Source organism: Sphingomonas sp. MMS12-HWE2-04 (genome assembly GCF_044881185.1).
Taxonomy (GTDB): Bacteria; Pseudomonadota; Alphaproteobacteria; order Sphingomonadales; family Sphingomonadaceae; genus Sphingomonas.
In genome coordinates, this window is the sequence record NZ_CP173254.1 from 3,968,023 (window position 1) to 3,986,086 (window position 18,064).

Annotated in this window: 19 protein-coding genes; 7 read left to right on the forward strand and 12 right to left on the reverse strand. The window is 66.5% G+C overall.

All coding sequences use genetic code 11. The features are described from left to right. Nucleotides 1-51 precede the first annotated feature (51 nt). Both AB2M62_RS18940 and rlmN read right to left on the reverse strand, forming a co-directional pair. Entirely contained in the window at nt 52-1,650 is a 1,599-nt protein-coding gene (locus AB2M62_RS18940; RefSeq protein WP_404336329.1) for a M28 family peptidase, read from the reverse strand. Between the two features lie 40 nt (nt 1,651-1,690). After that, on the reverse strand, nt 1,691-2,875 hold the full coding sequence (gene rlmN / locus AB2M62_RS18945) for a 23S rRNA (adenine(2503)-C(2))-methyltransferase RlmN (protein WP_404336331.1): 1,185 nt from the start codon (nt 2,873-2,875) through the stop codon (nt 1,691-1,693). Between the two features lie 202 nt (nt 2,876-3,077). Here rlmN and AB2M62_RS18950 point away from each other — a divergent pair, with 202 nt between their 5' ends. Then, on the forward strand, nt 3,078-3,443 hold the full coding sequence (locus AB2M62_RS18950; protein ID WP_404336332.1) for a DUF4168 domain-containing protein: 366 nt from the start codon (nt 3,078-3,080) through the stop codon (nt 3,441-3,443). 33 nt (nt 3,444-3,476) lie between these two features. Here AB2M62_RS18950 and AB2M62_RS18955 read toward each other — a convergent pair whose 3' ends face one another. Together AB2M62_RS18955 and AB2M62_RS18960 are read right to left on the reverse strand one after the other, a co-directional pair. After that, entirely contained in the window at nt 3,477-3,932 is a 456-nt protein-coding gene (locus AB2M62_RS18955) for a hypothetical protein (RefSeq protein WP_404336334.1), read from the reverse strand. After that, nucleotides 3,929-4,576, reverse strand: a complete 648-nt coding sequence (locus tag AB2M62_RS18960; protein ID WP_404336335.1) for a histidine phosphatase family protein — start codon at nt 4,574-4,576, stop codon at nt 3,929-3,931. Before AB2M62_RS18960 ends, AB2M62_RS18955 begins: the two co-directional genes overlap by 4 nt. Before the next feature lie 302 nt (nt 4,577-4,878). On the opposite strand from AB2M62_RS18960, the gene AB2M62_RS18965 reads away from it, so the two are divergent. From AB2M62_RS18965 to dnaN, 3 genes are all read left to right on the forward strand, one after another. After that, nucleotides 4,879-5,475 (forward strand): outer membrane protein, encoded by a 597-nt coding sequence (locus AB2M62_RS18965; RefSeq protein ID WP_404336337.1) that lies wholly within the window; start codon nt 4,879-4,881, stop codon nt 5,473-5,475. A gap of 266 nt (nt 5,476-5,741) precedes the next feature. Beyond that, on the forward strand, nt 5,742-6,407 hold the full coding sequence (locus AB2M62_RS18970) for an outer membrane protein (protein ID WP_404336339.1): 666 nt from the start codon (nt 5,742-5,744) through the stop codon (nt 6,405-6,407). A gap of 126 nt (nt 6,408-6,533) precedes the next feature. Continuing rightward, nucleotides 6,534-7,646, forward strand: a complete 1,113-nt coding sequence (gene dnaN, locus AB2M62_RS18975; protein ID WP_404336341.1) for a DNA polymerase III subunit beta — start codon at nt 6,534-6,536, stop codon at nt 7,644-7,646. A 228-nt stretch (nt 7,647-7,874) separates the two neighbouring features. Here dnaN and AB2M62_RS18980 read toward each other — a convergent pair whose 3' ends face one another. After that, entirely contained in the window at nt 7,875-8,210 is a 336-nt protein-coding gene (locus AB2M62_RS18980; RefSeq protein WP_404336343.1) for a hypothetical protein, read from the reverse strand. A gap of 129 nt (nt 8,211-8,339) precedes the next feature. On the opposite strand from AB2M62_RS18980, the gene AB2M62_RS18985 reads away from it, so the two are divergent. Continuing rightward, entirely contained in the window at nt 8,340-9,104 is a 765-nt protein-coding gene (locus AB2M62_RS18985) for a Coq4 family protein (protein ID WP_404336344.1), read from the forward strand. A 3-nt stretch (nt 9,105-9,107) separates the two neighbouring features. Here AB2M62_RS18985 and AB2M62_RS18990 read toward each other — a convergent pair whose 3' ends face one another. The 6 genes from AB2M62_RS18990 to AB2M62_RS19015 all read right to left on the reverse strand — a co-directional run bounded on the left by AB2M62_RS18990 (nt 9,108) and on the right by AB2M62_RS19015 (nt 13,593). Further along, nucleotides 9,108-9,806, reverse strand: a complete 699-nt coding sequence (locus AB2M62_RS18990; protein WP_404336346.1) for a hypothetical protein — start codon at nt 9,804-9,806, stop codon at nt 9,108-9,110. After that, nucleotides 9,803-10,615: a hypothetical protein gene (locus tag AB2M62_RS18995; RefSeq protein WP_404336347.1), complete on the reverse strand. Its 813-nt coding sequence runs from the start codon at nt 10,613-10,615 to the stop codon at nt 9,803-9,805. Before AB2M62_RS18995 ends, AB2M62_RS18990 begins: the two co-directional genes overlap by 4 nt. 25 nt (nt 10,616-10,640) lie before the next feature. Continuing rightward, nucleotides 10,641-11,417 (reverse strand): ArsR/SmtB family transcription factor, encoded by a 777-nt coding sequence (locus tag AB2M62_RS19000; RefSeq protein ID WP_404336349.1) that lies wholly within the window; start codon nt 11,415-11,417, stop codon nt 10,641-10,643. 125 nt (nt 11,418-11,542) lie between these two features. Then, nucleotides 11,543-12,040 (reverse strand): FKBP-type peptidyl-prolyl cis-trans isomerase, encoded by a 498-nt coding sequence (locus AB2M62_RS19005; protein WP_404336351.1) that lies wholly within the window; start codon nt 12,038-12,040, stop codon nt 11,543-11,545. Between the two features lie 75 nt (nt 12,041-12,115). Beyond that, nucleotides 12,116-13,168, reverse strand: coding sequence for a DNA replication/repair protein RecF (gene recF, locus AB2M62_RS19010; RefSeq protein ID WP_404336353.1), 1,053 nt, complete (start codon nt 13,166-13,168; stop codon nt 12,116-12,118). 50 nt (nt 13,169-13,218) lie between these two features. After that, complete coding sequence (locus tag AB2M62_RS19015) at nt 13,219-13,593, reverse strand: DUF1801 domain-containing protein (RefSeq protein ID WP_404336355.1); 375 nt, start codon at nt 13,591-13,593, stop codon at nt 13,219-13,221. An 84-nt stretch (nt 13,594-13,677) separates the two neighbouring features. Between AB2M62_RS19015 and gyrB the strand changes: the two genes are divergently transcribed. Together gyrB and AB2M62_RS19025 are read left to right on the forward strand one after the other, a co-directional pair. Beyond that, nucleotides 13,678-16,194 (forward strand): DNA topoisomerase (ATP-hydrolyzing) subunit B, encoded by a 2,517-nt coding sequence (gyrB, locus tag AB2M62_RS19020; protein WP_404336357.1) that lies wholly within the window; start codon nt 13,678-13,680, stop codon nt 16,192-16,194. 453 nt (nt 16,195-16,647) lie between these two features. Further along, nucleotides 16,648-17,553, forward strand: a complete 906-nt coding sequence (locus AB2M62_RS19025; RefSeq protein WP_404336358.1) for a LysR family transcriptional regulator — start codon at nt 16,648-16,650, stop codon at nt 17,551-17,553. A gap of 51 nt (nt 17,554-17,604) precedes the next feature. Here the strand turns inward: AB2M62_RS19025 and AB2M62_RS19030 are convergent, their stop codons facing one another. Continuing rightward, nucleotides 17,605-18,021 carry a putative quinol monooxygenase gene (locus tag AB2M62_RS19030; protein ID WP_404336359.1) on the reverse strand — a complete coding sequence of 139 codons (417 nt, stop codon included), beginning with the start codon at nt 18,019-18,021 and terminating at the stop codon, nt 17,605-17,607. Between the last annotated feature and the right edge of the window lie 43 nt (nt 18,022-18,064).

The window sequence follows — 18,064 nt, forward strand, 5'->3', positions numbered from 1 at the left end:
TGTCAGCGCGGGAGATGGCGGGGTCGACGGAGATCGCGATGGGAACGTCGCTCACTTGGCGCCGTATCCACCGAACTGCAGCCCGAAGAAATCGCCCTTGTTCCAGCGCGGCCGCGCATCGGCGTTCGCTAGGGTGCGGGCGGTAGCGGTGGCGACGCGCGCAAACTTCGCCGCCGCGTTCCAGTCGAACGGCAAGCCGATCTGATCCGAGGGCTTGTGATAATTCTCGTCGAGGAACTTGCGCTGCGCCGCCGCCCCCTCCCCGCCCGGCCCGGTGTCGATCGATATTGCGGGGATGCCGGTGGTGACGAAGCTGTAATGGTCCGACCGGACGAAGAACATCTCTTCGGGCGTCGGATCCGGCACGGTCTTGAGGCCTTCGGTGGCCGCGGCTGCCGCAACGGCCGGGCCGATGCTCGAGCGCTCGCCGCCCAGGATCACGAGGTCCTGCAGCGGATAGGTGAGGATCGGCATGTCGAGATTGATGTCCGCCACCAAGGTGCCGGGAACGCTGGGGTGGTGCGCGAAATAGTCCGAGCCGATGAGGCCCTTTTCCTCGGCGGTGAGCGCGACGAAGACGAGGCTGCGCCGCGGGCGCTTGCCGGCGGCGATGCGCTTGGCCACGTCGAGGATCATCGCGGTGCCCACCGCATTGTCCATCGCGCCGTTATAGATGCGGTCGCCATTGACGCCTTCCCCGACGCCGACATGGTCGAGATGCGCCGAGAGGACGATGACTTCGCTGGCGAGCGCGGGATCGCTGCCCTTGAGCAAGCCGACGACGTTGCGGCTGTCGATCGTACGGACCTTGGTCTTGGCGGCGAGCGTCAGCGTCGCGGCGAGCGGTCCGGTTGGGATGCGCTTGCCCTTGGCTTCGGCGGTGGCGACGTCCTTCCACTTGATCGCAGAGCCCGCGAACAGCTTGGCGGCACCCGCGCGGGACACGGTGCCGGCGACGGGCGCTCCGGGCGCGATCATATAGGGTTTGGCGTCGGGCCCGGCCCAGCCATAGCGCAGATAGTCGTAAAAGCGCGCGACCGTCGCGAAGGGATAGTCGGCGGAGGCGATCGGCGATTCGAGCATCACCACTGCCTTGGCGCCGCGCGCCTGGGCGAGCTGCGCCTTCCAGTCGTCGCCGCTGAAATGCGCCTGCACCGCATTGGGCATCCCCTTGGGAACGCCCGGCAGCAACGCGACGATCTTTCCGGCGACGTCGAGCCCGGCATAATCGTCGCGGCTGCCATCGGGGAAGACCAGCCCATAGCCCGCGAACACCACCTGGCCTTCGGCAGCGAAATCGGGCGTGGCGGGGATCGGCGCGTTGATGAAATCGGTGCCGAAGACGAAGGGTTCGGTCGTGCCGCCGCGCGTCAGCGTCCAACCCGCCTTTTCGGACGGGCGATAGGCAGTGAGCTGGACCGGCTGGAACCAGCTGCCGTTGGCGCCGCCCGGCTCAAGCCCGAGGGCGAGCATCTGGCTGGCGACATATTCGGCGGCGACATCGAAATCGCGCGTGCCCGCCTCGCGTCCGCGCAACGCGTCGGAGGCGAGGAATTGGACATGCGCCTTGATCGCGGCCTGTTCGGGTGGAAGCTGCTGCGCTTGGACGGCGGGCGCGAGCAGGAGCAGCGGGAGAATGTAGCGGAGCATGCAGGACCCTGACGGCGTGGGAACGACATGCTCTAACCGATTATCCCAGCGCCGCCATCTTCTCTTCAGCCTCGCGATCGAGCTGCGCGCGGCTCTTCTTCTCCGCGGCGGTCTTGAGCTGGCCGCAGGCGGCGTCGATGTCGCGGCCGCGCGGGGTGCGCACCGGCGCCGAGATGCCGCCGCCGAACACGATGCTCGAGAAGGAGCGGATCCGATCCGGCGTCGAGCATTCGTAATCGGCGCCGGGCCAGGGATTGAACGGGATCAGGTTCACCTTGGCGGGCAGCTTGTACTTCTTGAGCAGGCGGACGAGCTCGTGGGCATCCTCGTCGCTGTCGTTCTTGTCCTTGAGCATGACATATTCGAAGGTGATCCGCCGGGCGTTGTTGGCGCCCGGATAGTCGGCGCAGGCCTGGAGCAGCTCCTCGATGCCGTATTTCCGGTTGAGCGGGACGATCTCGTCGCGGACTTCCTTGGTCACCGCGTGGAGCGAGACCGCGAGGTTGACGCCGATCTCCTCGCCCGCGCGCGCCATCATCGGCACGACGCCCGAAGTGGACAGGGTGATCCGGCGCTTCGACAGCGCGAGCCCGTCGCCGTCCATGACGAGCTTGAGCGCGTCGCGGACGTTGTCGAAATTATAGAGCGGCTCGCCCATGCCCATCATCACGATGTTGGTGAGCATGCGGCCCTCGGGCTGGCTCGGCCATTCGCCCAGCGAATCGCGCGCGAGCATCACCTGGCTGACGATCTCGCCGGCGGTGAGGTTACGCACCAGCCGCATCGTGCCGGTGTGGCAGAAGCGGCAATTGAGCGTGCAGCCGACCTGGCTGGACACGCACAAGGTGCCGCGGTCCGCGTCGGGGATGAAGACCATCTCATAGTCCTGGCCGTCGTCCGAGCGGAGCAGCCATTTGCGGGTGCCGTCGGTCGACACCTGGGCCTCCACGACCTCGGGACGGCCGATGACGAAATGCTGGGTCAGCCAAGGGTGCTGCGCCTTGGCGATGTCGGTCATCGCCGTGAAGTCGGTGGCGCCGCGATTGTAGATCCAGTGCCAGAGCTGCTTGGCGCGCAGCTTGGCCTGTTTGGGCTCCATGCCGGCGGCCTCGAGCGCAGCGCGAATCGCCTCCCTGGGCAGCCCGATCAGGTCTGTGCGGGCGTCGGCGCGCGGCGCGGTGGCGCGCGGCACGGGCACGGGATCGATGTGCCCGGGGATGGGCATGGGGGCGGCCGACACTGTTTGCATGGGCGGCATATAGTCGAATTCGCAGGCGATTTCCACTCCCGCACCGCAGCGCAGATTGCGGCCAAAACATGGCCCCTGTCGCGCTTATCGCACGCGGCATCGCGGAACGGGTTGCCGATTCGGGCGGACGCTGCCCAGCTTGATGCGTGGGGGCAAAACCCGAGTTTTGGAGTTTGGTATGAAGCTTATCCGTTCGATGATGCTCGGCGCGACTTTGGGGGCCGCGCCCGCAGCGCTGGCTCAGACCGCGCCGACCGCCGCCGCTCCGCAGACCGCGACGCCGGCAGCGCCTGCCGCGGGCGCCAGCGCCGTGAGCGATTCCGAAGTCACGCAGTTCGCCACCGCGGCGCTTGCGGTCGAGAAGGTTCGCAAGGACGCGACCGTTGCCGAGGCCGACAAGAACGCCAAGATGGTCGAGGCGATCTCTACCTCAGGCATCGCGCCGACCCGGTTCAACGAGATCGCCCAGGCGATGCAGGCCGATCCGGACCTCAACAAGCGCATCCAGACCGCCGCGGCGGCACAGGCCCAGCCGGCGCAATAAGCCAAAAGGGGCGGCGGCCCGGTCGCCGCCCTTTCATCGGCCGATACAGCCCAGCGCCGCCGCGTCGATCGCGGTGGCGGCGCCCTTGAGCGCATAGGTGTCGGCAAACGGCGCGCCATTGGCGGCGACGCTCTCCACGCTCATGCTGCGGCCGTCGCGGATCGCCGAGACGATCGCGGCATCGGCGCGGGCATCGGGCGCCCAGGCATCCGAATCGCCGGCGGTCAGCTCGAAGCGGCGCTCGCCGATCGCCAGCGTCACGCGAGCGCTGCCGGCGCGCGGGCGGCTGAGGCGAACATGGAGCTGGTTGCGAACGCGTTCGCGCGGCCAGCTCGCGATGCTGGCAAAGGGCTGGGTGCGATAACGGCCCACCGGTTCGGCGATCGCATAGCAGTGAAGCGGCGAGGCGTCGCGGAACGCACCCCAGCCGTCATAGATGCCCAGCACGTCGCGCTGAACGACCGCGAGCAGCAGCGCGAGGGCGATCATGCCGGCGCGGCGCCGCGGCCGGTTCCGCGATGGACCACCGTCTCGATGCCTTGCTCGATGCGGACGACCGATCCCTGCGGCAGATCGGGTGCCACGGGCGCACCGAATTGCGGCATCACGTCGCGCCCGGTCATCACGCCGCGCAGGATACGGCTCGACATGCCGTGCATGATTACCAGCCGGTCGCCGGGATCGTCATCGGTGTCAGCGAGCCAGGACGAGACGCGCGTGGCGATCGCATCATACCATTCGCCGCCCTCGGGCGGGCGGGTGTAGAGCCCGTGCTCGAGATCGAGGAAGCTGCCTATCTCGTTCTGCAGCTCGGCATAATAGCGCCCGCTCCAGCTGCCCATGCCGATCTCGACCAGCCGATCGTCGGTCTTCACCTGATGCCAGTCGAGCTCGAGATGCTCGGCGATGATCGCCAGCGTCTGAAGCGCACGCCCGGCGCTGGACGACCAGAGCGTGAGCGGGGGCTTCGCACCCAGAGTTTCTCGAAGCGCCGCACCCATCGCGTCGGCTTGCGCGAAGCCGGCACGGGTCAGCGGAGTGTGGGGGTGATCACCCTGCATCCGGCGCGCGATGTTGAACACCGTCTCACCATGCCTCGCGATGAAATCGCGGCCCTTGCGTGTGCTTGTCATCGAATGACTTCCTCGCCGCTCCTCGCACGAAACGCAATGTTTCCCGGCTGTTCGTTTCGTTCAGCCAACGGACAGGTGGTGCGGTCCAGTAAGACACCAGCTCGAACGTAGCGAGCGCGTACAATAAGGGAGTGACCCATGCGCATCTCAGCGCACCCGGCGGCGACCTGACCGCCCGCATCTGCGCGGCGCAATGCCGCAGCCATCGAAATTAGATTCTAGGTTCCCAGCGGCCGGGCAGGTGCTTTCGGCTGGGACCTTCGTGCGCCTCGATCGGGGCGCGCGACTCCAAGGAGTTACCCATGCGTACCAAGATTATTGCCGCCGCCCTGATCGCCTCGAGCGCGATCGCCATGCCCGCCTTCGCGCAGGACGCGGATTTCAGCGGCCCCCGCGCCGAAGCCGTGGTCGGCTGGGATCATGTCACGGACGATTCGCTTAACAACGCCAAGCGCGACGGCGTCACCTATGGCGGTGCGATCGGCTATGACTATCAGGCCGGCAAGGCAGTGCTCGGCGTCGAAGGCGAAGTCACTGGCGCCAGCACCAAGGATACCGCGCACGGCGTCCTCGTCGCCGACGATCGGCTGCGCACCAGCACCGGGCGCGACCTCTATGCCGGCGTGCGCCTCGGTTATGTCGTGACTCCGCGCGCGATGATCTACGCCAAGGGCGGTTACACCAACGCCCGGTTCAACCAGGATTACACCTCGGGAACGACCAATCTCGAGAGCCACGACAATGTCGATGGCTGGCGCCTGGGCGCGGGCACCGAGGTCAAGCTTAACGACAAGGTCTATCTGAAGGGCGAATATCGCTATTCGAAGTACAAGGACGACGATCGCAGCCTCGATGCGAGCCGTCACCAAGTGCTCGGCGGCGTCGGCGTTCGCTTCTGATCGATAGGAGTGCCTCCGCGCTCCCGGGGCGCGGCGGCCGCCGTTGTCATCCCGGCGGAGCCGGATCCCGCGCCACATCGGACAGCATCCGTGGCGCGGGATTCGATTTCGCCGGGATGGTGATTTTCGGCGGCGGGGCGAACCGCGCTGTTGCCCAAATACAACGCGTTAGGCTGTTTATCTGAGGTTCATGCAACCTCCGACTCCCTCGCCTAGTTGAGCCCCCCACTTGCCCACTTACTCGGGTCGGTAACCAAGGAGTTGTTATGCGTAAGTTTGTTTTTGCCGCAGCGGTTATCGCGTCCACGGCACTTTCCGCGCCTGCCTTCGCTCAGGATGTAGCGCCCGAGGGCCCGAGCGGCTTCCGCGTCGGCGTGATCGGCGGCCTCGATATCCTTCGTCCCGGCAGCTCCGAGGACACCGATATTCGCGGCGACGACCAGAGCAGCGAGGGTTTCCTCTACGGCGTCGAGGCTGGCTATGATCTTCCGCTGGGTGGCGTGACGCTCGGCGTCGAGGCCGAACTGAGCAATTCGACCGGCAAGACCCGCGTCAACCGCGCCGATCCGAACACCTTCGGCTATGGCTCGGTTGAGGCCGGCCGCGACATCTATGTCGGCGCGCGCCTGGGCGTTCCGATCGGCACCGGCACGCTGCTCTACGCCAAGGGTGGCTACACCAACGCCCGGCTGAACGTGCTGGCAGATGACGGCTCGACCGTGCTGCGCGACCAGAACTTCCAGCTCGACGGCTGGCGTGTTGGCGCGGGCGTCGAGAAGTCGATCGGCACCAACACCTATGCCAAGCTCGAATATCGCTATTCGAACTACACCGATGCGGATTTCCAATATCCCGACGGCAGCACCACCAACACCTTCTCGGTCGATACGGACCGGCACCAGGTGGTGGCGGGCGTCGGTTTCCGCTTCTGACAAGCCGCAGCGCACCATTTTGGTGTGCAGAACAGGGTCGGGGCGCTTGCCCCGGCCCTTTTTGCCGTTAGAGATTACGTCCCATCTATTTGCACGCCGGATTCGAGCGGCGGCCCGGGGGTTTTGATGAAGGCGACGATCGAACGCGCAACTCTGTTGAGGGGCTTGAGCCACGTCCAGTCGGTGGTCGAGCGGCGCAACACGATCCCCATCCTGTCCAACGTGCTGATCGAGGCGCAGGCCTCGGGCACGATGCGCTTGATGGCGACCGATCTCGATCTTCAGATCGACGAGACGATCGCCGCGGCGGTCGACCAGCCCGGCGCGATCACCGTGTCGGCGCACACGCTGTTCGACATCGTGCGGAAGCTGCCCGAAGGCTCGCAGGTCGAGCTGTCGGCGGCGGAAGGGCGGATCACGGTGAACGCCGGCCGCGCCAAGTTCACGCTGGCGACGCTGCCGCGCGACGATTTCCCGATGATCGCCGAGGGCGAACTGCCGGTAACGTTCGAGCTGCCGGCCGAAACGCTCAAGCAGATCATCGACAAGACGCGTTTCGCGATCTCGACCGAAGAGACCCGCTATTATCTCAACGGCATCTTCCTCCATGTCACCGACGACGCCCAGCCGCTGATGCGCGCCGCGGCGACCGACGGCCACCGCCTCGCCCGCGTCACTGTGGCGCGACCCGACGGTGCAGAATCGATGCCCGACGTGATCATCCCGCGTAAGTGCGTCGCCGAACTCCGCAAGCTGCTCGACGAAGTCGATGGCTCGGTCGGCGTTTCGCTGTCGGGCTCGAAGATTCGCTTCGACCTGGGCCAGGCGATCCTCACCTCGAAATTGATCGACGGCACCTTCCCCGATTATAGCCGCGTCATCCCGACCGCGAACGACAAGATCCTCAAGATCGACCCCAAGAGCTTCATGCAGGGCGTCGACCGCGTATCGACGATCGCCACCGAAAAGACCCGCGCGGTCAAGATGGCGCTCGATCGCGACAAGGTGATCCTGTCGGTGACCAGCCCCGAGAACGGCGCCGCTGCCGAGGAGGTCCCGGGCGATTATGCTGCGATGCCGTTCGAGATCGGCTTTAACAGCCGCTATCTGATGGACATCCTCGGCCAGATCGAAGGCGACCTGGTCGAGGTCCATCTCGCCGACGCTGCGGCGCCGACGCTGATTCGCGAGAATGACAGCTCGCCCGCGCTCTATGTGCTGATGCCCATGCGTGTGTGAGGCGGCGCGGGGCGGAGTCCCGCGACGATACAATAGCTATGCAGATATCGGCCGCGTCCCTTTGGAGCGCGGCCGTTTTGCGTTAGTCTCCGCTAAACCACCTAGTTGTGTTTCTGTTTTGTGTCTGACATATTCTGCCAACTCGAACGGGTCGCACCGAGCGAGTATGTGGGCCGGGCGGCGTCGTCCCTTTTCCGCCGCTCGGTCCGCCTCTTCCCCAAATCGCCGTCACTCAGCCCGGATCGCGCTGACATCCGCCGTCGCCCGATCGCGCACCGCCTGCGCTTTTGCCTTGGCCTGGCGCTCGACGATCTCCGCCTGTTTCTTGAGCGACGCGGCGCGGGTGTCGAATTGCTCAGCCGTGTAGCCGACACTTGCCCTGGCCTGGTTCGACAGGGTTTCCGCCTGCGCGCGCATGCCGTCGGCGACATTGTCGGCACTTGCGCGAATCGCCTGCGCCTCGTCGGCGGCCTGATCCTGGATATTGTCGATCCGGGCTTCGCGTGGGTCCTGGGGGCCGCAGCTTGCGAGCAGCAATCCGGCGGCGGCAATCGATGCGCGCATATCTCACTCTCTCCATCCAGGGGTGCGCGGGTGTCGAACGGGCAGGGCGCGCTTTCGTTGCGCATACGGATTTGAAATGCGCCGTACGACGTGCTATTAACATCAGTGTCAATTAGTACGGATCGACTCATGGCGACCCAGATTCAAGACGCACCGTTCAATCCCGGCATCCCGATGAAGCGGCAATGGGGCACGGCACTCGGCGCGCTGCGGCGGCTGCTCGCCAATGGCGATGATACCGAGCAGGTATTCAAGATCATGCGCGCGCTGAACGGCGACGTGACTCAGCGCAACTATCGCAAGCTGCTGACGATGCCCAATGGCGGCAAGCTGGCCTATCGCCGGCTCGAGCTGGCCGAGCGGCTCTCGGACCGTCACTGGATCGACGGCTTTGCCGAGGGCACCGTCGGCGGCACCTATCGCAGCTTCCTCGACGCCACCGGCTATTCGGCGCAGGGGCTGGCCGAAGTCAGCCTCAACGCGATCGGCGGCGAGGGGCTCGAAATCGAGCACCCCTATGTCTGGATGGGCCGGCGCGAGCGCGACATCCACGATCTGTGGCACGTCCTCACCGGCTATAAGGCCGACGAGCATTTGGGCGAGGCATGCCTCGTCGCCTTTTCCTATGCCCAGACCGGCGGGCTGGGCTGGGCGCTCATCGCCGCGGGCGCGGCGCTCAAGAGCCTGCGCGTCACCGGCAAGCGCGATTTCCTCAAGGCCGTGCTCGAAGGCTATCGCCACGGCAAGCGCGCCGCCTGGCTGCACGGCGAGGATTATGAGGCGCTGCTCGCCGAGCCGCTCGATGCGGCGCGGCGCCGGCTGCGGATCGAGCCGCCGGTCGCCTATCGCGTCGCCCAAGCGAGCCTTGCGGCGCAGGGGCTCAGCGGGATCTGAGCCTCACGGTTCGCCAGGCGTTGCCGTCGGCTCGCTCAGTGCCGCGTCGAGCGCCTTGGCATCGAGCAGGATCGTCGGGCTGGCGAAGCGGCTGTCGGCAATCGACTCCGCGCTGACGCCGGCCAGCTCAATCGTCGCCGGGCCGGTGATCGTGAGCGGCGTGCCCTTGGCGAACACCGCGGTCAGCTGATCGCGGAAGCTGGCATTGTTCTCGAACACCGGCGCGAAGGCGTCGAGCGCGAGCGTCACAACATGGCGAAAGACGCCGCCGACCGGCGCGAGCTGCGCGTCGGCGCTCATCACCAGGATCAGTACATTGGAGCCGGGCGCCTCCGCGGTGATCCGCCAGCTGCTGCCCTTGCGACCGGCTACGGTCTCGTCATTGCCCTGGCGGGTGGTGAAGGCCAGGGTCGCGCCCGGCCCGCCGGGCGGCGCGGCATTCTGCGCCATCTTGGCCTTGAGCAGCGGCAAGAACACATCGGCCTTCGCGGCGAATGCCTTGCCATTGTGCGTGATGACGACGAACTCGTCGCCGCCATGGCGGATCACCGCGAACTTGCCCGACAGCTCGGCACGATAGTCGCCCGAATCGTCGACCTCGACCGTGAGCGTCTGGCTGCCGATCGCATAGCGGGCGGTGACGTCGGCAAAAGCCGGTGCCGGGGCGAGCGCGAGCAGCGCCCCGGCGAGGATCAGCCTCATTTTGCCGGCGCCGTCGGTGCCGGAGCGGGTGCGGCAGGTGCGGGCGCGGGTGCGGCGCCCTGGGCCGGCGGCACCGGGCCGTTCATCTGCGGCGCCATCTTCGCCTCGGCGGCACGGCGCGCGTCGAGGCGGGCCTTGAGCGCGGCACGATCGAGCACCGGCTTGGGCAGCTCGAACGTGTTCGCTTCGAACTTGGTCTTCTCGATCTTGTCGAGCTTCACGTCGCTGCCGAAGCGCAGCACCATGCCCTTGCCGAGCAGCTCCTGGACCTTCTTCTCGAGGCTGCCGACGCCGCCGCGCATCTGCTCCTGACTGACCGAAGCGAGGCGGGTCTGCATCATCAGCGCCTTGCCGACATTGGCATAGGTCGGGTCCTCGGAGACGACTGCGTCCATCTTCTGGGGCGCCGCGGGGGCATCCTTGCCGGGCTTGATCTCCCAGACATCGCCCTTGACGTCGGCGATCGTCTCGCTGCCGCCCTTGACCAGATCATAGGCCGGCTGCGGGCCGAGCGGGCCCGGCTTGAACCCGGCTTCGCGCATCGCATCGGCGGCGAGGCCGATGAAATCGTCGACCTTGGCGGCAAAGCTGCCCTGCGCATCCTTGCCGACCAGATAATCGACGCCATTGTGGCGAACCATCGCGCTGCCCATCATCTCGACCCGCGCGTCGCCATTGGCGGCGGCCTTGATCGTCATCGCGCCGGGCTGGCCACCCATCGTGTAGCGCGCAGTCAGATCCTCGGGCGTCTTCGAACAGGCGGCGAGCAGCAGGGCCGCGGACGCGGCGGCAGCGAAGGAACGAAACAAATGGATTCTCCCAAATAACGGCGCCTTAATCGGGCAAGCGCCGTCCGGCGGCAAGGGGGCGCGCGGCAGGCAGGCCGGCGGCGGCATCGAGCAGCGCGGCGGTGCGAAGATGGTGCGGACCGGCGAACCCCACCCAACGGCGCATCCACAACATCGCCTCGACGAGCGGATCGGCGGCAAGCACGCAGCACTGTCGCCGACCCGAACCCTGCCGGCGGACGAGCCCGGCGACCTCCAGCACGTGCAGATGCTTGGCCGCGCCGGTGCCGCTCATCGCGAAGCCGCGGGTAAGCTCGGCGAGCGATGCGGCGCCCCGGGCGAGCCGCGCCAGCATTTCGCGTCGCGTGGGATCGGCGAGCGCGCGGAGAGTCGCGTCGAGCCGCTGGCCAACCATGAGGTTGGCCAGCGCATCGGCGGCCGCGGGATCCAACCGGGTGGTTAGGCTGGGAAACGGCGGATTGCTGAGGGTTTCGCCGGATTTTGGCGGCATCCCGGTTGACGCCTGGTTGACGCGTTCGAGGGTTTGCGTGTCACGCGGCCGCATCCGGACGCGCCGTTGCTCGTGCTGGAGCGCATGGCGGAAATCGGAAGCGTGGCGCGCGCCAACCGTCTGGTTGGCAAGCAGGCCGAACGCGGCGTTGTCCAACCTTTCGGTTGGGTTGGAAAATGGCGGATTCGCGCGGGTTGGACCGGTTTCGCGAAGCCGGTCGGTTGACGCCTGCTTGACGGGGGTGCGGGTTTTCGCGGCAAGCGACGAGACGATGCCTGCGCGGGCGGAGCGGGGGAGGGGCTGCTTGAACATCTGCGAACGAAAGCAGAACAAATCCTACATTGCCATGCGGATTTTGACGCGGCGCGCGTGTCTTCCTGGGCGCGCAGGCGCACGTAGCCACCCCAGCCCCGCCCTCACAGGGAGCGGAGACTTTCTTACTGGCCCTCGATGCCGAGCAGCTCGATCTTGAACAGCAACGTCGCGCCGCCGGGGATCGGACCCTTGCCGACCGGGCCGTAGGCGAGGTCGGACGGGGCGGCGATCTCGATCGTGTCGCCCACGCCCATCATCGGCACCGCCATCTGCCAGGCGGGGATCAACGCGCCGAGCGGGAAGGTGGCGGGCTCGTTGCGCGCATAGGAGCTGTCGAACTCGGTGCCGTCGATGAGCGTGCCGGCATAATGAAGGGTAACGGTGTCGGCGACGCTCGGGTGCTTGCCGGCGCCATTGCCCTTGATCCGGCGCCAGCGGAGCCCGCCAGGGAGCGACTGCCAGCCATCGGCGGACTTGAGCTGGGCGAGCGCGAGCATCTGCTTGTTGAGATAGGCCGCATCCTGGTTCGGGCGGGCTTCCTGTTGGGCGTGCGCAAAGGCAAGCCCGGCCCCGCAAGCGGTCAATACTGCAACCCAGCCGATCAGCTTCTTGCCGTTCACGCGTCTTTCCCTTCGGTCTCGTCCCCGCTCAATCTCCGCAAACGGCGCGATTTGCAACGGCTCCGGCGCAATCGCTCACGCGATATGGCCATGCTCGACGCGATAGCGGCTGGCGGGTTCGGGCACGGCATCGAACAATGCGGTCTCGGTGCCGGTGACCCAGGTCTGGCCGCGCCCGGCAAGCCGATCGAACAGCGCCGCCCTGCGGCTGGGGTCGAGATGCGCGGCGACTTCGTCGAGCAGCAGGATCGGCGGCTGGCCGGTGCGTTCGGCGACGAGCTCGGCATGGGCGAGGACGAGGCCGAGAAGCAGCGCCTTCTGTTCGCCGGTGGAGCAGAGATGCGCGGGCTGGGCCTTGGCAAAATGGGTGACGAGCAGGTCGCTGCGGTGCGGGCCGACCAGCGCGCGGCCGGCGGCGGCGTCGCGGCGGCGATTGTCGCGCAGCGCCGGGGCGAGCTGCACGGCGTCGCCGCCTTCGAGCGCGAGCCCGGCACGCGCGAAGGGCCCTTCGGGCTGCTCGGCGAGGCGATCGGCGAGCAGCGCCACGGTCTGCGCGCGGGCGGCGTGGAGGGCTTCGCCATGCTCGGCCATGCGGGCTTCGAGCGCAGAGAGCCAATCGGCATCGGGCGCTTCCTCGGCGAGCAGCCGGTTGCGCTGGCGCATCGCCGCCTCGTAGCGCGTGGCATGCTGGGCGTGGCCGGGGGCTAGCGCGAGGGTGAGGCGATCGAGGAAGCGGCGGCGCTCGCCCGGCCCCTCCATGAACAGCCGGTCCATTGCAGGCGTGAGCCACAGCACGCTGACTCGCTCGGCCAGGGCATTGGCGGCAGCGGGGGCGCCGTTGATCCGGACGATGCGGCGCTCGGGTGCGTCGGCTTGCGTTCCGGTGCCGATCTCGATGTCGCCGAGCGTGGCGGCGACACCGAAGCCGCCGCTGCCGCCCTGGCGCGCCATTTCGGCGAGCGCGGCGCGGCGCAGCCCGCGGCCGGGGGCAAGCAACGACACCGCTTCGAGGATGTTGGTCTTGCCCGCGCCGTTCTCGCCAGTGAGCACGACGAAGCCCGACCCCGGCGCGAGGACCGCATCCTGGTGGTTTCGAAAATCGGTGAGGACGAGCCGGGAAACGGGCATGCAACGCGACTCTAGGGTGCGTGCCCGAGGCCTGCAATGGCAGGAGGGCGTCAGCCGGTCGCGTCGAGCCAGCGCCGGCAGAGGTCGACCAGCGCTTCGTGCTTTGCCGCGATCGCCGCGCGGTCCTTGAGCAGCACGACGCCGCGATCGGCCGAGGGCCAGCGGGCGAGGCGATCCAAATCCTCGAAGCGGAAACCGTCCGCGGCGACGGGCTTCGCGCCGCGATGCAGGACCAGCCGGACGCCGCCCTTGCGCTCGATCCCCAGCGTGATCCGGTCGTCGCCTGCCAGCGCGAAGCTCGGCGCGTTCCACTTGATCCTTTCGTCCAGCCCGGCATGGGATCGGGCGACGATGGCGCGCAGCGCATCGATCATCGCACGCGCTTCGGGATCGAGCGTGTCGAGATAGGTTGCGATCGATTCCATGCCCTTGCTCCTACCCGCTCACGCGATGTCGCACACCGTGCCATTTTGCTTCCGTTTCCGGGCGCCAATACCTATATACTCGGCATGGCAAATACCGACGATCAGACTCCCGAAAACCTCCCCAACGCAAACGCCTATGGCGCAGACTCGATCAAGGTCCTCAAGGGCCTCGACGCGGTGCGCAAGCGGCCCGGCATGTATATCGGCGATACCGATGACGGATCGGGGCTCCATCACATGGTGTTCGAGGTTTCGGACAATGCGATCGACGAGGCGCTGGCCGGGCATTGCGACCGGATCATCATCCAGCTGAACGCCGACGGATCGGTCAGCGTCGAGGACAATGGCCGCGGCATCCCGACGGGCATCCACAGCGAGGAAGGCGTCTCGGCCGCCGAGGTCATCATGACCCAGCTCCATGCCGGCGGAAAGTTCGAGAACACGTCCGACGATAACGCGTACAAGGTCTCGGGCGGGCTGCACGGCGTCGGCGTATCGGTGGTCAATGCGCTGTCGGAATGGCTCGATCTCAACATCTGGCGCGACGGCGAGGAGCATTACATGCGCTTCGCCTATGGCGATGCGGTCGCTCCGCTCAAGGTGATCGGGCCGGCGGATGGCAAGAAGGGCACGCGCGTGACGTTCCTGGCCTCGCCGACGACGTTCAAGATCACCGAATATGATTTCGAGAAGCTCGAGCATCGCTATCGCGAGCTGGCGTTCCTCAATTCGGGCGTGCGGCTGTTCCTGCGCGACGCGCGGCACGAAGAGGTCAGGGAAGTCGAGCTCTATTACGAGGGCGGCATCGCGGCATTCGTGAAATATCTCGATCGCAACAAGATCGCGCTGATGCCCGATCCGGTGGCGATCGCCGGCACCCGCGACGACGTGACGATCGACGTCGCGCTGGAGTGGAACGACAGCTATTACGAAAACGTCCTCTGCTTCACCAACAACATCCCGCAGCGCGATGGCGGCACGCATCTCGCGGCGTTCCGCGCGGCGCTGACCCGCACGATCAACAGCTATGCCGACAAGTCGGGCATGCTGAAGAAGGAGAAGGTCAGCCTTACCGGCGACGACATGCGCGAGGGGCTGACCGCGATCGTCTCGGTCAAGCTGCCTGATCCCAAGTTCAGCTCGCAGACCAAGGACAAATTGGTCAGCTCGGAGGTCCGCCAGCCGCTTGAATCGCTGATGGCCGACAAGCTCGCCGAGTGGCTCGAGGAGAACCCCGCGGTCGCCAAGCAGATCATCCAGAAGGTGATCGATGCGGCGGCGGCGCGCGAAGCCGCCAAGAAGGCGCGCGAGCTGACCCGGCGCAAGGGCGTGCTCGACATCGCCAGCCTGCCCGGCAAGCTCGCCGACTGCCAGGAGCGCGATCCGGCCAAGTCCGAACTGTTCTTCGTCGAGGGTGATTCGGCCGGCGGCTCGGCCAAGCAGGGCCGCGACCGCCATTTCCAGGCGATCCTGCCGCTGCGCGGCAAGATCCTCAACGTCGAGCGCGCGCGCTTCGACCGCATGCTGGCGAGCCGCGAGATCGGCACGATCATCACTGCGCTGGGCACCGGCATCCGCGACGATTTCAACATCGAGAAGCTGCGCTACCACAAGATCGTCATCATGACCGACGCCGACGTGGACGGCGCGCATATCCGCACGCTGCTGCTGACCTTCTTCTACCGCCAGATGCCCGAGATCATCGCGGCGGGGCACCTCTACATCGCCCAGCCGCCGCTCTACAAGGCGACCAAGGGCCGCTCCGAAGTCTATCTCAAGGACGATAGCGCGCTCGACCAGTATCTGGTCGATGCCGGCGTTGGCGGGACGGTGCTCGATACCCAGGGCACCCAGCGCAGCGGCGAGGATCTGCGCGAGCTGGTCGAGCATGCGCGCCGGATGCGCACGCTCGCGCGCTATGTGCCGCGGCGCTACGATCCCAACATCGTCGAGGTGCTGGCGCTGGGCGGCGGCTTCGATCCCGAAGCGACGCGCGAGCAGCGCGAAGCGGGCCTCAAGACGGTGGTCACCCGGCTCGATGCGGCGGACCAGGATGCGCGCTGGTCGGCCCGTGTCACCGAGGATGGCGGCTATCATTTCGAGCGGCTGTGGCGCGGCGTCACCGACCACCATATCGTCGAGGCAAACTTCCTGGCGTCGGCCGAGGCGCGCAAGCTTCATGCGCTCGCCGCCGAGCAGGCGCCGAGCTATCTGACGCCCTCGAAGCTCGTGCCGTCCAAGGCGGTCGCGGCGGCGGAGACCGATGCGATCCAGGCGCTCGAAGGCGAAGAGGCCGAGGAGGCGGTGACGGTCTCCAAGGGCGAGGCGCTGGTCTCGCGGCCGAGCCAGCTGCTCGACGCGATCCTGGCGTTCGGCCGCAAGGGGCTGGCGATCCAGCGCTACAAGGGCCTGGGCGAGATGAACGCCGAGCAGCTCTGGGAGACGACGCTCGACCCGCAGAACCGCTCGATGCTCGTGGTGCAGATCGACCAGGCCGACGTTGCCGACGCGATCTTCACCCAGCTGATGGGCGACGTCGTCGAGCCGCGCCGCGACTTCATCCAGGAAAACGCACTCAGCGTCGCCAATCTCGACGTTTGAGGCTCTTTGTAGGGTAACGGCCGTATACTGCGCCCGGTCAGCATTTAGCTGCATCAGGCCAGAAATGCGCTGCATTTGCGCCTAGACGCTCCGTATCAGGATCGTGCGAGAACGGTTCACGGCGCGTGAATGCGATCCGGTCGGCGTGGCAGCGCACGTCGACCGACCGAGCCTGTGCGTGGCGTTGGATCCACAAGCTGCACAAGAATGGCGGCTCTTGGCCCAATCGCGGGTGTGGATCGGCGCGCTGACGTGATCGCGCTGACACCCGCCGATCGCCGTCTGCGCGACATCGGCCTGGCGCTCGGTCACCGACCAAAATCGCACGATGTTGCCCGGCTGAGTGGACGACCTCTCCTGGCATTTGATAGTCTGGTTCACAGGCAGGGCGACGTTAGCAACCGAAAGGGCTAAACAAGGCGATGCTCAACGAAAGCAGATCACAAGTGGGACATGGATAATCGCGCTGGCGAGATGTTGGTTTTCGTCCGCGTGGTCGAGGCTGGCAGTTTTTCCGAGGCGGCCCGCCTGATGCTGATGACGCCGTCGACGGTATCCAAGCTCATTGCGAGGCTGGAGGCGCGGCTCGGGGTGCGCTTGATCGAACGCTCGACACGCCGCTTGGCCCTCACGGGCGAAGGCCAGTTCTATTACGAGCGCAGCCAGACATTGCTGGGGCAGCTCGACGAAACCGAACAGCAAATCGCGCGGGGTGGCGCCGAGGCGGATGGGATCGTCCGCGTCACGTCATCGGTCACATTCGGCACGGCGGCGCTCGAACCGATCCTGCCTGCCTTCTTCGAAGCCTATCCCAAGGTCATCGTCGATCTGTCTCTGTCGGATGATGTGGCCGATCTCTATCTGGAGCGCACCGACATAGCGATCCGCGTCGGCAAGCTCGCGGACTCCAACCTGACGGCACGCAAGATCGGCGAGACGCGCCGCCGCATCGTGGCCTCGCCCGCCTATCTCGCGCGCCACGGCACGCCGTGCAGGCCGGAGGATCTCATCCATCACAATTGCCTGGGCTTCAATTTCCGCCGCGCAATGCCGGTCTGGCCAATGCGGGAGGGTGGCCGGATCGTCGAGCGTATGCTCAGTGGCGCGCTACTGGCGAACAATGGCGAGACGCTCCGGCGCATGGCGCTCGCGGGCGTGGGGATCATCCGCCTGGCCGACTATCATCTGCGCGAACCCATTGCGCGGGGACAGCTGGTCGAGTTGCTGGCGGACAGCGATCTTGGCGAGGCGGACGATATCCACGCGCTGTTTCGGGGATCGCAGTTCCTACCCGCGCGTGTCCGGGCCTTTCTGGATTTCACGGTGCCAAGGATGCAGGCGTTTGTGGAGCAAAAATAATGCACGGCCGATCCGCCACAAGGACGGACCGGCCACGCCTGTTCGGGGCGGTTAGCGGCCCAGCACTTCCATCCGCATGACCTGCACGCCACCTTGCGCGAGGTCAGGCAATCTGGCGAACCATGCCTGCACATACGGCATGGCGTTGTGCGCCTCGAAATCCTCACGCGATGGGAAAACCTCGTAGAAGATGAAGTGCCCGGGCTGGGCACGATCTTCCTGGAGGAAATAGACAAGATTCTTGGGATCGCTGCGGACCAGAGCCACCAGCGGCAGCGTGGCTGCGCGCAGTTCGGCTTCCTTGCCCGGTTTTGCGCGAACTTCGGCGACGATGGACCACGCCCCCCGAGGAATCTGCGCATAGCGGATGCCCTCCCCAGGAGCCGCGCTATCCTGCGCGAAGGCGGTAACCGGCGTGGTCGCCAGCATCAGGGCAGACAAGCCGAAAATCTTGAACGGAATGGACATGGTGATTTCCTCTCAAGGTCGATGAAGGTGGCCGGGATGGAGG

Excerpts from the sequence above, each read along its gene's own strand:
- AB2M62_RS18940 (WP_404336329.1), bottom strand. The coding sequence starts at position 1,650 with ATGCTCCGCTACATTCTCCCGCTGCTCCTGCTCGCGCCCGCCGTCCAA.
- rlmN (WP_404336331.1), bottom strand. The coding sequence starts at position 2,875 with ATGCCCATCCCCGGGCACATCGATCCCGTGCCCGTGCCGCGCGCCACC.
- AB2M62_RS18950 (WP_404336332.1), top strand. The coding sequence starts at position 3,078 with ATGAAGCTTATCCGTTCGATGATGCTCGGCGCGACTTTGGGGGCCGCG.
- AB2M62_RS18955 (WP_404336334.1), bottom strand. The coding sequence starts at position 3,932 with ATGATCGCCCTCGCGCTGCTGCTCGCGGTCGTTCAGCGCGACGTGCTG.
- AB2M62_RS18960 (WP_404336335.1), bottom strand. The coding sequence starts at position 4,576 with ATGACAAGCACACGCAAGGGCCGCGATTTCATCGCGAGGCATGGTGAG.
- AB2M62_RS18965 (WP_404336337.1), top strand. The coding sequence starts at position 4,879 with ATGCGTACCAAGATTATTGCCGCCGCCCTGATCGCCTCGAGCGCGATC.
- AB2M62_RS18970 (WP_404336339.1), top strand. The coding sequence starts at position 5,742 with ATGCGTAAGTTTGTTTTTGCCGCAGCGGTTATCGCGTCCACGGCACTT.
- dnaN (WP_404336341.1), top strand. The coding sequence starts at position 6,534 with ATGAAGGCGACGATCGAACGCGCAACTCTGTTGAGGGGCTTGAGCCAC.
- AB2M62_RS18980 (WP_404336343.1), bottom strand. The coding sequence starts at position 8,210 with ATGCGCGCATCGATTGCCGCCGCCGGATTGCTGCTCGCAAGCTGCGGC.
- AB2M62_RS18985 (WP_404336344.1), top strand. The coding sequence starts at position 8,340 with ATGGCGACCCAGATTCAAGACGCACCGTTCAATCCCGGCATCCCGATG.
- AB2M62_RS18990 (WP_404336346.1), bottom strand. The coding sequence starts at position 9,806 with ATGAGGCTGATCCTCGCCGGGGCGCTGCTCGCGCTCGCCCCGGCACCG.
- AB2M62_RS19000 (WP_404336349.1), bottom strand. The coding sequence starts at position 11,417 with ATGTTCAAGCAGCCCCTCCCCCGCTCCGCCCGCGCAGGCATCGTCTCG.
- recF (WP_404336353.1), bottom strand. The coding sequence starts at position 13,168 with ATGCCCGTTTCCCGGCTCGTCCTCACCGATTTTCGAAACCACCAGGAT.
- AB2M62_RS19015 (WP_404336355.1), bottom strand. The coding sequence starts at position 13,593 with ATGGAATCGATCGCAACCTATCTCGACACGCTCGATCCCGAAGCGCGT.
- gyrB (WP_404336357.1), top strand. The coding sequence starts at position 13,678 with ATGGCAAATACCGACGATCAGACTCCCGAAAACCTCCCCAACGCAAAC.
- AB2M62_RS19025 (WP_404336358.1), top strand. The coding sequence starts at position 16,648 with ATGGATAATCGCGCTGGCGAGATGTTGGTTTTCGTCCGCGTGGTCGAG.
- AB2M62_RS19030 (WP_404336359.1), bottom strand. The coding sequence starts at position 18,021 with ATGTCCATTCCGTTCAAGATTTTCGGCTTGTCTGCCCTGATGCTGGCG.